At 68.6% G+C, this 13,615-nt stretch carries 12 protein-coding genes; 9 read left to right on the top strand and 3 right to left on the bottom strand.

Translation table 11 applies throughout. The annotated features are described in order from the left end of the window. Positions 1–87 precede the first annotated feature (87 nt). From ccmI to ASF26_RS07235, 8 genes are all read left to right on the top strand, one after another. Positions 88–1,599, top strand: coding sequence for a c-type cytochrome biogenesis protein CcmI (gene ccmI, locus ASF26_RS07270; RefSeq protein WP_056251520.1), 1,512 nt, complete (start codon positions 88–90; stop codon positions 1,597–1,599). Between the two features lie 191 nt (positions 1,600–1,790). Then, on the top strand, positions 1,791–2,312 hold the full coding sequence (ccmE, locus tag ASF26_RS07265; protein ID WP_018045779.1) for a cytochrome c maturation protein CcmE: 522 nt from the start codon (positions 1,791–1,793) through the stop codon (positions 2,310–2,312). Between the two features lie 31 nt (positions 2,313–2,343). After that, the gene (locus ASF26_RS07260; protein WP_018045780.1) at positions 2,344–4,353 is read left to right on the top strand and encodes a heme lyase CcmF/NrfE family subunit; all 2,010 of its coding nucleotides are present in this window, start codon (positions 2,344–2,346) and stop codon (positions 4,351–4,353) included. Further along, positions 4,350–4,817: a cytochrome c-type biogenesis protein gene (locus ASF26_RS07255; RefSeq protein WP_056251517.1), complete on the top strand. Its 468-nt coding sequence runs from the start codon at positions 4,350–4,352 to the stop codon at positions 4,815–4,817. The genes ASF26_RS07260 and ASF26_RS07255 overlap by 4 nt, the downstream gene beginning before the upstream one ends. 319 nt (positions 4,818–5,136) lie before the next feature. Continuing rightward, positions 5,137–6,816: a methyl-accepting chemotaxis protein gene (locus ASF26_RS07250; protein ID WP_056251513.1), complete on the top strand. Its 1,680-nt coding sequence runs from the start codon at positions 5,137–5,139 to the stop codon at positions 6,814–6,816. A 115-nt stretch (positions 6,817–6,931) separates the two neighbouring features. Continuing rightward, positions 6,932–7,621 carry a DUF1007 family protein gene (locus ASF26_RS07245; RefSeq protein WP_056251510.1) on the top strand — a complete coding sequence of 230 codons (690 nt, stop codon included), beginning with the start codon at positions 6,932–6,934 and terminating at the stop codon, positions 7,619–7,621. After that, positions 7,612–8,631 (top strand): nickel transporter, encoded by a 1,020-nt coding sequence (locus ASF26_RS07240; protein WP_056251507.1) that lies wholly within the window; start codon positions 7,612–7,614, stop codon positions 8,629–8,631. Before ASF26_RS07245 ends, ASF26_RS07240 begins: the two co-directional genes overlap by 10 nt. 97 nt (positions 8,632–8,728) lie before the next feature. Continuing rightward, the gene (locus tag ASF26_RS07235; RefSeq protein WP_056251504.1) at positions 8,729–9,442 is read left to right on the top strand and encodes a hypothetical protein; all 714 of its coding nucleotides are present in this window, start codon (positions 8,729–8,731) and stop codon (positions 9,440–9,442) included. Between the two features lie 48 nt (positions 9,443–9,490). Here the strand turns inward: ASF26_RS07235 and ASF26_RS07230 are convergent, their stop codons facing one another. After that, entirely contained in the window at positions 9,491–10,075 is a 585-nt protein-coding gene (locus tag ASF26_RS07230) for a histidine phosphatase family protein (protein ID WP_056251501.1), read from the bottom strand. Positions 10,076–10,324: 249 nt separating this feature from the next. On the opposite strand from ASF26_RS07230, the gene ASF26_RS07225 reads away from it, so the two are divergent. After that, positions 10,325–11,272 (top strand): tyrosine recombinase XerC, encoded by a 948-nt coding sequence (locus ASF26_RS07225; protein WP_244475865.1) that lies wholly within the window; start codon positions 10,325–10,327, stop codon positions 11,270–11,272. Here ASF26_RS07225 and ASF26_RS07220 read toward each other — a convergent pair. Both ASF26_RS07220 and lpdA read right to left on the bottom strand, forming a co-directional pair. Beyond that, entirely contained in the window at positions 11,226–11,948 is a 723-nt protein-coding gene (locus ASF26_RS07220; RefSeq protein ID WP_056251497.1) for a glutathione S-transferase, read from the bottom strand. The two genes, ASF26_RS07225 and ASF26_RS07220, sit on opposite strands and share 47 nt — an antisense overlap. 194 nt (positions 11,949–12,142) lie before the next feature. Beyond that, complete coding sequence (gene lpdA / locus ASF26_RS07215) at positions 12,143–13,543, bottom strand: dihydrolipoyl dehydrogenase (RefSeq protein WP_056251493.1); 1,401 nt, start codon at positions 13,541–13,543, stop codon at positions 12,143–12,145. Between the last annotated feature and the right edge of the window lie 72 nt (positions 13,544–13,615).

Below are 13,615 nucleotides of genomic sequence, written 5' to 3'. Positions count from 1 at the left end.
AGGTTCGCGTGACACCGTGTCGCCGGACCGGTCCCTGCGCTCGGACCCGTCCGGCGCTTACATGGTATGGCATGAGTTCGGGGTGAGATGACGGCGATCTGGTTCATACTGGCGGTGATGACGGGGGGCACCGTGTTGGCCCTGCTCTGGCCGATGTCGCTGTGGTCCAAGACACGGCGGGCGGACGCCGCTTCCCCGCCACCGGCCGGGGCGCTCGTCACCGAGACCGGCTTCTACGAGGATCAGCTCCGCGAGATCGAGCGCGACCTGACGCGGGGGCTGATCGCCCCCGGTGAGGCCGAGGCTGCCCGCACCGAGGCGGGCCGCCGTCTTCTGCGTGCGAGCCGCGAAAACCCCGAAGCCGTCTCCGATGGGATGGCCGAGCCCGCCCTGCGCCAGCGCCGCGCGGCGTCGGCCTTCGCGCTGTCGACGATCCCCCTCGTGGCGCTCATTGCCTACGGGCTCTACGGCTCGCCGCACATGCCGTCCCAGACGGCCGCCGACCGGCAGGCGGTGCAATCCGGCGGGCAGGACATGCTCAAGGCCATCGGCCAGATCGAGGCACGGCTCGCCAGCGATCCGAGCGACGGTCGCGGCTGGTCGGTTCTCGCCCCGGTCTATGTCCGCCTCGGACGGTTCGACGATGCGGCCCATGCCTATGAGGCCGCGACCCGCCTGCTCGGCGAGTCGCCGCAGCGCCTCTCCGACTGGGGCGAGGCCCTGGTCGCCGGTGCCAACGGAACCGTGACACCTCGCGCAAAAGAGATCTTCGAGCGCGCGGCGAGCCTCGATGCCGGCGCCGCCAAGCCACGCTTCTACCTCGCGCGCGCCGCCGAACTCGAGGGCGACATCCCGGGCGCGGTCCGGCGGCTGACCGCCCTGATGGAGAACGCTCCGGCCGATGCGCCCTGGCTGCCCCTGGTGCGCGAGACGCTCACCCGCCTGCAAGGCGAGGCGCCTGCCACGGCCGCCAAGCCCGGCCCATCGGCCCAGGCTCCCGATTCCAGTGCTGCGGCGGACCTGCAGGCGATGCCCGCCGCCAATCGCGACGCGGCGATCCGGGGCATGGTCGACGGGCTCGACCGGCGCCTGACCGAGAAGGGAGGCACCGCCGACGAATGGGTCCGCCTCGTCCGGTCCTACGGCGTGCTGGGAGATCGCGAAAAGATGAAGGCGACCCTCGACCGGGCGCGGAACGCGGTCGGCAGCGAGGATGGGGCCACGGCCAAGCTCGACGAACTCGCCCGCGAGTTCGGCCTCGCTTCGGCGCCCGTACCGCCGGTGACCGCCGCCGATGCGGCCGAGCGAGCGGGAACGGACGCCGCCGTGGCCGCCGTGAAGGCGATGCCGGCGCCCGAGCGGGACGCCGCCATCCGCGGCATGGTCGCCGGCCTCGACCGGCGGCTCGCCTCGAAGGGCGGCACGGTGGATGATTGGCTGCGTCTCGTGCGTTCGTACAGCGTATTGGGCGAGCGCCAGCAGGCGAGCCATGCCCTCGACCGCGGCCGCATGGCCCTCAGCCCGGATGCCCGCGCCATGGAGAAGCTCGACATCCTGGCCCAGGAGCTCGGCCTGCGCGGCGGCAACGACAAGCCGTGATGCGGGCCGCGCCGCAGGACGCCCCCTGACAATCCGCCCCGGCCACGGCCCTTGACCCGGAGTGCCATGGGGCCGAAACCCAAGATACGCCAGTACCTAAAAGACGCCAGACGACAGGACAGCCGGATCCACCATTCCGGGCCTCCTCAGCGCCCATCATGAGGCGCCGGAACAGAAACGGGACGAAACTCGTGACTCGCAAGAGCCGCCGCCTGATCCTGATCGCCGCCTGCGGTGCCGTGCTCGCCCTGGCCCTCGGCCTGATCCTGTCCGCCATGAGCGGGTCGATCGTGTTCTTCCGGTCGCCCACCGAGGTGACCGCGCAGGGCGTGGCGCCGGGCACCCGCTTCCGCCTCGGCGGGCTGGTGAAGGAAGGCTCGCTCCAGCGCGGCCCGGACCAGAACATCGATTTTGCCGTGACCGACACCAACGCGACGGTCCAGGTCCAGTATCGCGGACTGCTTCCCGACCTGTTCCGCGAAGGCCAGGGCATCGTCGCCGAAGGGCGGCTTGAGCCGGGCGGCATCTTCCGCGCCGACACGGTGCTGGCCAAGCACGACGAATCCTACATGCCCCGCGAGGTCGCCGATGCGCTCAAGGCGCAGGGACGGTGGCAGGAGGGCGGCTCCAAGGGAGCCTCCGCCGGGAAAGCCGCCGAGGGCGTGAAGACCGCCGACGGCGAGCCGACGCTCGGACGACGCAGCGAACGATGACCGGTATGACCCTGAGGAAGGACAATCCGACGTGCTGATCGAAGTCGGACATTTCGCGCTGGCCTTGGCGCTGGCGCTTTCCCTGGTCCAGGCGGTGATGCCGGTCTGGGCTGCCCGCTCTGGGGATGCGGCCCTGCGCGCCGTAGCCACTCCGGCGGCGCTCGGCACCTTCGCCTGCATCCTGTTCTCGTTCGGGGCGCTCACCTACGCCCATGCCACCTCGGACTTCTCGGTCCAGAATGTGATCGAGAACTCGCATACGGCCAAGCCCTTCCTCTACAAGCTCTCGGGCGTGTGGGGGAACCATGAGGGCTCGATGCTGCTCTGGGTCCTCATCCTGGCCCTGTTCGGCGCCCTGGTCGCCGTGTCCCGGAACTCGGTTCCGCCGGTGCTCCGCGCCAACACCCTGGCGGTCCAGGGCCTCATCACCTTCGTCTTCGTGCTGTTCATCATCACGACCTCGAACCCGTTCATGCGGGTGAGCCCGGCGCCGGTCGAGGGCAACGACCTCAATCCGCTGCTGCAGGATTTCGGCCTCGCGATCCATCCGCCCCTCCTCTACGTCGGCTATGTCGGCTTCTCGATCACCTTCGCCTTCGCCATCGCGGCGCTGATCGATGGCCGCATCGACGCGGTCTGGGCGCGCGCCGTGCGCCCCTGGACGCTGATCGCCTGGAGCTTCCTGACCCTGGGCATCGCGATGGGCTCGTACTGGGCCTATTACGAGCTCGGCTGGGGCGGCTGGTGGTTCTGGGATCCCGTCGAGAACGCCTCGCTGATGCCCTGGCTCGCAGGCACGGCGCTGCTTCATTCCACCGTGGTCATGGAGAAGCGCGACGCGCTCAAGGTCTGGACGGTGCTGCTCGCCATCCTCACCTTCTCGCTGTCGCTGCTGGGCACCTTCATCGTCCGCTCAGGCGTGCTCACCTCGGTGCATTCCTTCGCCACCGACCCGACGCGCGGCGTCTTCATCCTCGCCATCCTGATCCTGTTCATCGGCGGCTCGCTCAGCCTCTTCGCCTGGCGCGCGCCGATGCTGCGGCAGGGCGGCCTGTTCGCGCCGATCTCGCGCGAGGGCGCCCTGGTGATGAACAACCTGTTCCTCGCCGCCGCCTGCGCCACGGTCTTCGTCGGCACACTCTACCCGCTGCTCCTCGAATCCCTGACCTCCGAGAAGATCTCGGTGGGGCCGCCTTTCTTCAACTACACCTTCATCCCCCTGGCGATCCCGCTCCTCCTCATCGTTCCCTTCGGCCAGACCCTGGCCTGGAAGCGCGGCGACGTGCACGCGGCCTCGCAGCGCCTGTTCGCCGCCATGGGTGTCGCCCTCGCGGTGGGCCTCGCCGTGCTCGCCTGGACCTGGGGTGGCCCGATGATGGCGCCCATCGGCATCGGCCTCGGCGCCTATCTCGTCGTCGGCTCGGCCATGGAGATCGTGTCGCGGGCCCGTGGCTACGGCAACAGCCGGGCACGGACGGTGAGCGGCGTCATGCGACGGGCGCTGGGCCTGCCCCGCTCGGCCTGGGGCACGGCGCTCGCCCATGCGGGCGTCGGAATCGTGGTTCTCGGCATCGCCGCGCAGGGTTGGGCCACGGAAGCCCTGAGCACGGTGAAGCCGGGCGAGTCCCTCGCCTCCGGCCCTTACGTGGCGACCCTCGACCGGGTCGGCCCGCGCACGGGCGAGAATTACGAGGAGACGACGGCCTTCCTGACCATCCGCAACACGGCCGGTGACTTCATCGGCACCGTGGAGACGGGCAAGCGCTTCTATCCCAGCCGCAAGATGAACGTGACGGAATCCGGCCTGCTCACCGTCGGGGTCAGTCAGGTCTATGCCAGCCTGGGCGAGATGGTCCCCGGCGGGGCCATCGGCCTGCGGCTCTACTACAAGCCCTTGGTGCTGTTGATCTGGCTCGGCTCCGTCGTCATGGCACTGGGCGGGGCGGTGTCCCTCACCGACCGCAGGATGCGGGTGGGCGCACCCGCACGGGCGAAGGAGAAGGCCAAGACCATGCCCGGCACCATGGCCCCCGCCGAATGAGCGCGGCTCGTCTTCCCCGCCTGTTCGTCGCCCTGGCGCTTCTCGCCGGCTCGTCGGGGACCGTCCTGGCCGTTCAGCCGGACGAGGTCCTGCCGGACGCCAAGCTCGAAGCGCGGGCGCGCGACATTTCCTCCGGGCTGCGCTGCCTCGTCTGCCAGAACCAGTCCATCGACGATTCCGATGCACCCCTGGCTCGCGATCTCCGGCTGATCGTGCGGGAGCGCCTGAAGGCGGGGGACGACGACCGACAGGTTCAGGATTACGTCGTCGGCCGCTATGGTGAGTATGTCCTGCTGCGCCCGGTCCTCGCCCTGCACACGCTGCTGCTTTGGCTGACGCCCCTCATGGCCCTCGGCCTCGGAATCTTCGGACTCTGGCGTTTGTCGCGCCGGCGCGCGGATCACGAGACGAAGCTGAGCCCGGCGGAAGAGGCCGAGATCGCCGCGCTGACACGGCGCGACTGACGAAGCCCGATGCCGCATCGCAGCCTCTGACGGTCCTACCCCGATCCCGGATGGAGCCGCCTCCTGCCGAACGGACATTTTCGTTCACGGGCGACGAGGGTTTCGGTCCTTCCCCCTGTCGGTCCATCGCCGATTTGACAGTCTGCTGAGCAGCGTTTTCCCCGGTCATCCGTATCCATCGATGCCCGGGGCCACCCCTTACGGGCGGGCCGAGGCGTTTATTCCAATTCTTTCAATTCGTTAGCCGCCTCGATTTAAACTCCCGGCAAGGTTCGGCCGTCATCAGCTTCGCGATAGCCCCTGATGACGGATCACATCGATGCGCCTTTCCCTCGGCAACAAACTCGCGGCGGTGATGGGGCTTCTCGCGCTCGGTGCCTGCGCGCTGTCCCTCTTCAACGATCGTGTCGTCCTGCATCAGCAGGCGCGCGCCGCGGAGATGGATTCGGTCTGGGAACAGGCCTTGTCGGCGCAGAGCCTTGCCCTCGCCATCGAACGGACGGTGGTGGCGGCGGGCGCGGTCTACACGGCGGAGGATACCGAGGACGCCAAGGCCAAGTTCGGTGCCCTGAAGACCGCGCTCGCCGAGGTCGAGCAGCAGAAGAGCGTGTTTCTGAGTCGGATCGCCGGGCATGTTCCCGACGCGGATCGCCTCAAGCTCGACCTGATGCTGAAGGAGTTCCTCGCCTATCAGACCGATACGGCGGAACTCGGCCTCACCATCTCCCCGAAGGCCGCGCTCATCCAGGGGACCGATGAGGCCACGGTGGCGAGCCTTGCCAGGATGGTGTCCGCGATTACGCGCATCGGCAAGGACACGCTCACGCGCCTCGGTAACGAACGCGCGGAGACCGTGGCGGAGATCGAGCGGACCCGTATCATCAGCCTCGTGGCCTCCGGTGCGGTGATCCTCGTCACCTTCGGCTTCGCATTGTGGCTCGTCCTCAAGGAAATCCGCCAACCGCTGGCCCGGCTCGGATCGGCGATCGATGCCCTTGCCGCCATGGATCTCACCCGTGCCATTCCGTTGATGGAGCGCCGCGACGAGATTGGAACCATGGCCCGCTCCATTGCGGTGCTGCGGACGGTCATCGTCGACAAGGTCGAAGGCGATGCGCGCGCGCTGGCCCATTCCGCTCTGGAAGCCGAGCGGGCCGCGCGCCTTGAGGCCGCCGCGCAGGCCTTCGAGGAGGAAGCTCAGCGGGTGGCGCAGGATCTGTCGAGCGCCGCCGCTGCCATGGCGGGCGCGGCGGAGGCGGTGTCGGACGCCGTGCGGCTCACGCGGGATCAGACCACCATCGTTTCGGAAGGTGCGGCCGGCGCGGGGCAGCAGGTGCGCAGGGCCGCGGCCGCCAGCGCGGATGTCGCGGGAGGTAGCGAGGCCATCGACCGGCAATCGCGGATCCGCGATGGCTTGGGCGAACTGGCACACCGCGAGGTCACCGCGACGCGCCGGGCCGCCGCCCTCCTTACCGAGGCGGGGCGTGAGATCGGCACCGTGGTCGAGACTATCGCCACCGTCGCCGCGCAGACGAATCTCCTGGCCCTCAATGCCACGATCGAGGCGGCGCGGGCGGGCGAAGCCGGACGCGGCTTCGCGGTTGTCGCCGGCGAGGTGAAGGCGCTGGCCGCCCAGACGGCCGGTGCCACCGAGGCGATCAAGGGACAGATCGAGGCGATGCGTGGCGCGGCTCAGGATACGCTCCGGGCGGTGGAAGCGATCGGCGGAACGATGGATCAGATGGCAGGCGCGGATGCGGCCGTGGCCCTTGCTCTCGAGGCTCAGCGGATCGCGGGCGCGCGCGTCGCCGACAGCGTCGCGGATGCCGAGGCCAGCGCGGACGCCGTGTCCGGCGGCATCGCCACGGTCGAGGAAGCCGCCGCGTCCAGCGCACAGGCCGCCGAATCGGTGAGGAGTGTCGCCGGCCGCGTGGCGGCGGCGAGCCTCGCCCTCGACGAAAGCATTGCGGGGTTTCTCGCCAGCGTCCGGGCCGCTTGACGGAAGGTCGCGCCTCGCTTTCGCCCCACTGAAATCGGAGGAGATCATCCCTGTCGCCGGTCGCTGATGCACCGTGCGTTGAGATTTTGTTTACCTTGACTCGCGAGCGTCCAGCATGGCTTCGCCGATCGCTCACCTCTCCGCGCGCTCCTTCGTCGCGTCCTCTGCGGCGGCCATCGTCCTCGGCCTTAGCCTCGCTGCTCCGGCATCGGCGCATCCGCATGTCTGGGTCACATCGAAGGCGGAGATCGATTACGGCGAGGGCGGCAAGGTGACCGGCATCCGTCACGCCTGGACCTTCGATGCCAGCTACTCGGCCTCGCTGATACAGGGGCTCGACGCCGACGGCGACGGGACGGTTTCCCCGGACGAACTCGCGGGCCTCGCCGCCGACAACACGGCCAGTCTCGCGGGATTCGCCTACTTCACCAAGCTCAAGATCGGCGGCAAGGACCAGGCTTTCGGCGACCCGGTGGAGCCGCGCATGAGAATGGACGGCGACAAGCTGACCCTCAGCTTTCTTCTCCCGCTGAAATCACCGGTGGCGCAGGGGCGCGGAGTCGCCGCCTTGGAAGTCTTCGACCCGACCTATTTCGTCGCGTTCAGCCTCTCGGAGGATGCCGACACCGCCCGCCTCGTTGGGGCTCCCTCCGGCTGCGCCGCGACGATGACCCGCCCCAAGAAGGAGGCGCCGAAGACCGCCGATGCCAAGCCGGGCATGTCGGAGGCCTTTTTCGAAGCCCTCACGAACGCCTCCAGCTACGGCGTCCAGTTCGCTAACCGGATCATCGTCGCATGTCCGTAGGCACCGCCATCACCGCGCCGGCGACGTCCCGCAGCAGCCTCGCCCTACAGTTCGCCCTGGCGCTGGGGGCCATCGCCCTCGTCGCCCTCGCTCTCGCGTCGCTGTCGCTGCTCATCGGCTCCGGCGTGGCTCCGCCGCCGCGCTCGCCCTTCGGCATGGGCTTGCGCGAGGCGGCCCCGTCGGCCACCGGGATCGGCGGCTGGCTGCTCGCCATGCAATCGAGCTTTTCACGCAGCCTGCAAGCCACCGTCGCCGCGATCAAGCAGGGCGGAAGCTGGGGGCCGATGGTCCTCATCGGCTTCAGCTATGGCGTGTTCCATGCCGCCGGACCGGGCCATGGCAAGGCGGTGATCGCCGGCTACATCGTGGCCGGGGAGCGGGCGCTGGCGCGCGGCTTCTCCCTCAGCGCCGCCGCGGCCTTGCTCCAGGCTCTCGTCGCCATTGCCATCGTCGCCATCGGCAATCTTCTTCTCAACGCCACCGCCGCCGGTATGACGCGGGCCGGCACGGTGATCGAGACAGTAAGCTTCGCCCTCGTCGTCCTCCTCGGCCTCACGGTGACGTGGCGGAAGGCCGGACGACTGGCGGCACTCGTTCACGGCAGTGGCCCGGTCGCCTGCGCGCCCGGCTGCGGGCATGTCCACCTCACCGACGCCAGCGCCATCGGCCGCCTCGATTCCTGGCGCGAGAGGGCGGGCGTGGTGATCGCAGCCGGCTCACGCCCCTGCGCCGGCGCGATCCTCATCCTCGTCTTTTCCGCATCGCAGGGCATCCTGGCGGCGGGCATCGCGGCGACCTTCGCCATGGCTCTGGGCACGGCCCTGACCACCGGGATGCTGGCGAGCTTGGCGGTCTTCGCCAAGGCCCTGGCCCTGCGTCTCGCGGGCGGGCGCGGTTCCACGGGGGCAATCGCCGTAGGTGGGCTCGAATTGCTGGCCGGCGCTTTCGTCTTCGTGCTCGGCATCGCCATGCTGGCGGGACTCGCCGTGGGCGTGGGCGTGGGCGGATAAGATTTTCCTCGTCACGGATTGCCGTCCTGTGGCAGGTTTCGGGTGAACCGCCGGTTCGCGGCGGGGTTTTCCCGTGAAACCGACGGAGCCGGCCCGCATGGCATCAGGTTTCGAGCACATCCTTCACTGGCGGTTGCTGTCCGGCTCGCACCCCTTCCCCGGCCCAGATGGCGGGACCTGCATCAACGAGGCGGCGGTCGTCGCGGCCGGCCTACCCTACCGGTCGATCCGCTCCTCTTCGGATTGTCCGCCGTGTTTCTCGAAACCCCTCGCCGCCTACGCGCTCGGCCTCAACGACGCGATGCCGGATCACCAGCGCTCTCGCTTGATGGCCTTCGTCCTGCGCCTCTCCGGCTCCGCTGATACGGCGGAGATCGAGGAGCAACGCACCCGCTTCCTCGCCCTGGAAAGCATTCGTCGGATCCTGCCGCCTCTCCTCGACCGGGCAGGTTTTGCTGATCTCGCCGCTCGCTGCGACGAAGCCCAGGATCTCGATGCGGGTCTTTTGGCTGCGCAGGCCGCTGCGTGGCGCGGCGGGACCGTGGCCCAGGCCGCGTCGCAGCAGCGGGACTGGCGACGGGGAGCCCTCGCCTCGGCCATCGCTCGCAGCGCGGTGGCAGCCGTGAAGTCGGCCACCGATGCCCGGTCAGCGGCCGAGGTCGCCGAAGGTGCATCGCCCTTCACCGAGGGCGTCTGGGACAGCGCAGCGACCATCCTCGACGAGGCCCTGACCATCGGACGGCAGGCGCCGGACATCGATCTCGTTCAGGCGCAGGAACGATTGGATGCGGCGCGGGCGAGCGCGTCCTGAGCCTGGGCCGACAGGTTCGACGAGGCGGGTGATCTCCGCCGCCTCGGCTCAGACGGCCACCGGCCCCGATGCGAGGTCGAGTTCGGTGGTGGCGCAGTTGTCGAGCCAGATGCCGGTGAGGTGAAAGAAGAACGTGCCGTGGCCGACGACCGCGATGGTCCGCTCGCGCCGCTCGGTCAGCCAGTCGCGGAACGTCGCCACGCGACGATCGAAGAGATGGCGCGGCTCCACATGGACGCCCTCCGCGATCGGCTCACCCTCGGCATGCCACCAGATTTCGGGCAGGTGATCGATATCGAGATGCGGGAATTCCGCCTTCAGCACGGAGGCGGCGCGCCCGACATCGCAGCTGCTCTCCTGACATTCGCGATGGAGCACTTCCACCAGGATCTCGGGCTTGGCCGGATGGTCGCCGAAAATGCCGGCGGTGGTCTGGATGGCGCGGGTGAGCGGGGAGGTCACCACCAGATCGAACGGAATTTCCCGCAGCCGATCCCGGGCCGCCGCGACCTGGGCGATGCCCCGCTCCGTCAGCCGGGCATCGATATGGCCGGGATCGCGCCCGGTGAGGCGATGGGCTGCGTTGAAGGTGGATTCGCCGTGGCGGATGCAGACGATGCGTGTCTCGGGCATGCGGGCTCGGATCGGGAGGGACGACAGGGGTAGGATGCGATGATCAAGCGCTGAGCCGCTGCGCCGTTCCGTGAAACAGCCGACCACCGCCTCGATCTCCTCGCCCCGTCGGCAACGCTCCGTCAACCTCGGTGGCGTTGAGTGGGCTTTTCGCTCCCGGATCACCGCGCGATGCTCCACGCTCCGCCTTCACCTGCCACTGCCAGCGCCATTGCCTTTCCCGGTGACGAGGCAGTCCGGTCCGTCGCCATGGCGTGGCAGGACAGTCTGCTGCGCGAGCGCCGGATGGCCGCGAACACGGTGGAAGCCTATGCCCGCGACCTACGGCAGTTCCTCGACCACCTGCAGAGCCGGCACGGCACGGTCGGAATCGCCGGGCTCGTCGCATTGAAGCCCCGCGACATCCGTGGATTCATGGCAGCGCGCCGGGCCGAGACGGTGAGCGGTCGATCGCTGATGCGCGCGCTCGCGGGCCTTCGCTCCTTCGCGCGGCACCTCGAACGGGACGGTCACGGCAGCGTGTCGGCCCTCGGGGCGATCCGCTCGCCCAAGGTCGAGCGGCGCTTGCCGCGCCCGATTCCCATCGCCGCCGCCCGCGCCTTGACCGATATCGACATCCGCGCCGGGGAATCCCGCGAGCCCTGGGTTCTGGCGCGTGACGCCGCCGTTCTCGCTCTTCTCTACGGTTCCGGCCTCCGCATTTCCGAAGCCCTCGGCCTAACCCGCCGCGATGCGCCCGTACCGGGGGTGGAGTCGGTGACGGTGATGGGCAAAGGCGGCAAGGAACGGATGGTGCCGATCCTTCCCGTCGTGGCCGAGGCGGTGGCGGACTATCTCGCGGCCTGCCCCCATGCGCTCGATCCGGAAGGGCCTCTCTTCGTGGGCGTGAAAGGCGGCAAGCTCTCCCCACGGATCATCCAATATGCGGTGGCCTCCCTGCGCGGTGCCCTCGGCCTGCCGGACAGCGCCACGCCCCATGCCTTGCGGCACTCCTTCGCCACGCACCTCCTGGCCCGGCAGGGAGAATTGCGCGCGATCCAGGAACTGCTCGGCCACGCCTCGCTCTCGACGACGCAACTCTACACCAAGGTCGACGCCGCACGCCTGATGGATGCGTTCGATCAGGCCCATCCCCGTGCGGGTGCGCGCGCTACGGATCGAGTTCTGGATAGTGCCGGAAGATCCCCTGCTGGTTGAAGGGAATGCGGCGCGGGCTCGCCAGATAGGCCGCGATCCTCGGCCGTTGCCGGACGGCGTCGTGCAAGGCGGCGACGTGGCGGTTCTCGGTGAGGGTCCGTTCCGTCGCGCGTGGGAAGGCGTAGAGCAACCCGTCCACGAGTTGGAACAGGGACAGGTCGGCGTAAGTCGTGGCCCCTCCGACGAGATGGAGGCCGTCGTTACGGCCGAGCACATGGTCGAACCAGGCGAGATACTCCGGAATCCGGTTCGCCTGAAAATCCTTCGCCCGCCGAAGCGCTTCGGGCTGCTGGTCCTCGTAGGTGAGGCTCACCGCGATGGGATGGTGGGTGTCGTGAGCTTCCGCCACCACATCGGCAACGGTCAGCTGGATCTGGTGGGTCCAGAGGCGGTCGGCTTCGCTGGCGTGTGCGAGACCGATCCGGGGACCGAGATAGAGCAGGATCGCCGCGGTCTGGCCGATGACGACGTCGCCATCCCGGAGGAAGGGCGGCGCGTAGGCGGGCCGGGCGATCGACGGATCTTCCAGCAAGTCCGCCATGGCGCCGAGGCCCTGTCCGTCCTCCTCCCGCCCCCGGGCGACATCCACATACTCGACGCCGGCATCCTCCAGGGCGAGGCGGATGAACTCGCCGCGGCCCTGGATCGTCGGCCAATAATAGAGTTCGTAGGGCATCCGGCTCGCTCAGGTTTCAAACCGCCGAGTACGACATGCATCCCGCCAGCCACCTCATCCTGAGGTGCAGGAGCGAAGCGGATGCCTCGAAGGAGGGCTCCAATTCGCGCAGCGATCCCTGGAGGTCTCCTTCGAGGCGGCTGTCGCCGCACCTCAGGATGAGGTGCGCGGGGTGGAAAAAGTGCCCCTGCTTCTCAGATGTGGATCGCCCGCTTGCCGACGGCGAGGGCAGCTTCCTTGACCGCCTCGGTCAGCGTCGGATGGGCGTGGCAGGTCCGGGCGACGTCCTCGGCGCTGGCGCCGAACTCCATGGCGACGGCCAGTTCCGCGATGAGGTTGCCTGCATCCGCGCCGACGATGTGGACGCCGAGCACCCGGTCGGTCTTGGCATCCGCCAGGATCTTCACGAAGCCATCGGTGGTGTGGTTCACCTTGGCGCGGCCGTTCGCGGTGAAGGGGAACTTGCCCGCATTGTAGGCAATGCCGTCCTTCTTCAGTTCCTCCTCGGTCTTCCCCACTGAGGCGACCTCCGGATAGGTGTAGACCACGTTCGGGATCACCCCGTAATTCACATGGCCCGATTGCCCGGCGAGGAGTTCCGCCACGGCGACACCCTCGTCCTCGGCCTTGTGAGCGAGCATCGGCCCCGCGATCACGTCGCCGATGGCGTAGATGCCGGTGACGTTGGTGGCGTAGTGGCTGTCGGTCTGGATGCGGCCCTTGTTGTCGAGCTGCACGCCCACCGTTTCGAGACCCAGCTTCTCGGTGTAGGGCACGCGGCCGATGGCAACGAGCACCACGTCGGCTTCGAGCTTCTCGGCATCGCCGCCGGCGGCCGGCTCAATTGACACGGTGGCGGCGCCGTCCTTCACCTCGACGCCGGTGACCTTCGATGACAGCTTGAAGACGATGCCCTGCTTGCCGAGGATGCGCTGGAACTGCTTGCCGACCTCGCCGTCCATGCCCGGCAGGATGCGGTCGAGATATTCCACCACGGTCACTTCGGAGCCAAGACGGCGCCAGACGGAGCCGAGTTCGAGGCCGATCACGCCCGCGCCGATGATGAGGAGCTTCTTTGGCACGGACTGAAGCTCGAGGGCGCCGGTGGAGGAGACGACGATCGTCTCGTCGATCGTCACGCCGGGCAGCTTCGTCACGTCGGAGCCGGTGGCGATGACGATGTTCTTCGTCTCCAGCATCTGGTTGCCGCCATCCTCGGACAGCACCTCGACGCGGCCGGCACCGGCGACCCGGCCGAGGCCGTGATAGGCGTCGATCCCGTTCTTCTTCAGCAGGAACTCGACGCCCTTGGTGTTGCCGTCGACGCCGTCCTGCTTGAACGACATCATCTTCTTGAGGTCGAGTTCCGGTGCGCTGACGATGACGCCCATGTCGGCGAAGTGTTTCGAGGCCTCCTCGAATGCCTCGGAGGCGTGAAGCAGGGCTTTCGACGGGATGCAACCGACATTGAGGCAGGTGCCGCCATGGGTCGCCCGCTTCTCCACCACGGCGGTCTTGAGTCCGAGCTGGGCGGCGCGAATGGCGCAGACATAGCCGCCGGGGCCGGTGCCGATGACGACGAGATCGTAGGACATCAAGTCAACCTAACGAGTCGGAGAAGAATTCGAATGAGACCTCGTGTCGGAACGAACACGATGTAGGTGAGG

This window comes from Methylobacterium sp. Leaf93, assembly GCF_001422345.1.
Taxonomy (GTDB): Bacteria; Pseudomonadota; Alphaproteobacteria; order Rhizobiales; family Beijerinckiaceae; genus Methylobacterium; species Methylobacterium bullatum.
Note: the sequence above shows the minus strand (reverse complement) of the source record. Positions and strands in the feature narration are given on the sequence as shown.

Excerpts from the sequence above, each read along its gene's own strand:
- ASF26_RS07225 (WP_244475865.1), top strand. The coding sequence starts at position 10,325 with ATGGCGTGGCAGGACAGTCTGCTGCGCGAGCGCCGGATGGCCGCGAAC.
- ASF26_RS07245 (WP_056251510.1), top strand. The coding sequence starts at position 6,932 with ATGGCTTCGCCGATCGCTCACCTCTCCGCGCGCTCCTTCGTCGCGTCC.
- ASF26_RS07235 (WP_056251504.1), top strand. The coding sequence starts at position 8,729 with ATGGCATCAGGTTTCGAGCACATCCTTCACTGGCGGTTGCTGTCCGGC.
- ASF26_RS07255 (WP_056251517.1), top strand. The coding sequence starts at position 4,350 with ATGAGCGCGGCTCGTCTTCCCCGCCTGTTCGTCGCCCTGGCGCTTCTC.
- ASF26_RS07220 (WP_056251497.1), bottom strand. The coding sequence starts at position 11,948 with ATGCCCTACGAACTCTATTATTGGCCGACGATCCAGGGCCGCGGCGAG.
- ccmI (WP_056251520.1), top strand. The coding sequence starts at position 88 with ATGACGGCGATCTGGTTCATACTGGCGGTGATGACGGGGGGCACCGTG.
- ASF26_RS07230 (WP_056251501.1), bottom strand. The coding sequence starts at position 10,075 with ATGCCCGAGACACGCATCGTCTGCATCCGCCACGGCGAATCCACCTTC.
- ASF26_RS07240 (WP_056251507.1), top strand. The coding sequence starts at position 7,612 with ATGTCCGTAGGCACCGCCATCACCGCGCCGGCGACGTCCCGCAGCAGC.
- ASF26_RS07250 (WP_056251513.1), top strand. The coding sequence starts at position 5,137 with ATGCGCCTTTCCCTCGGCAACAAACTCGCGGCGGTGATGGGGCTTCTC.
- lpdA (WP_056251493.1), bottom strand. The coding sequence starts at position 13,543 with ATGTCCTACGATCTCGTCGTCATCGGCACCGGCCCCGGCGGCTATGTC.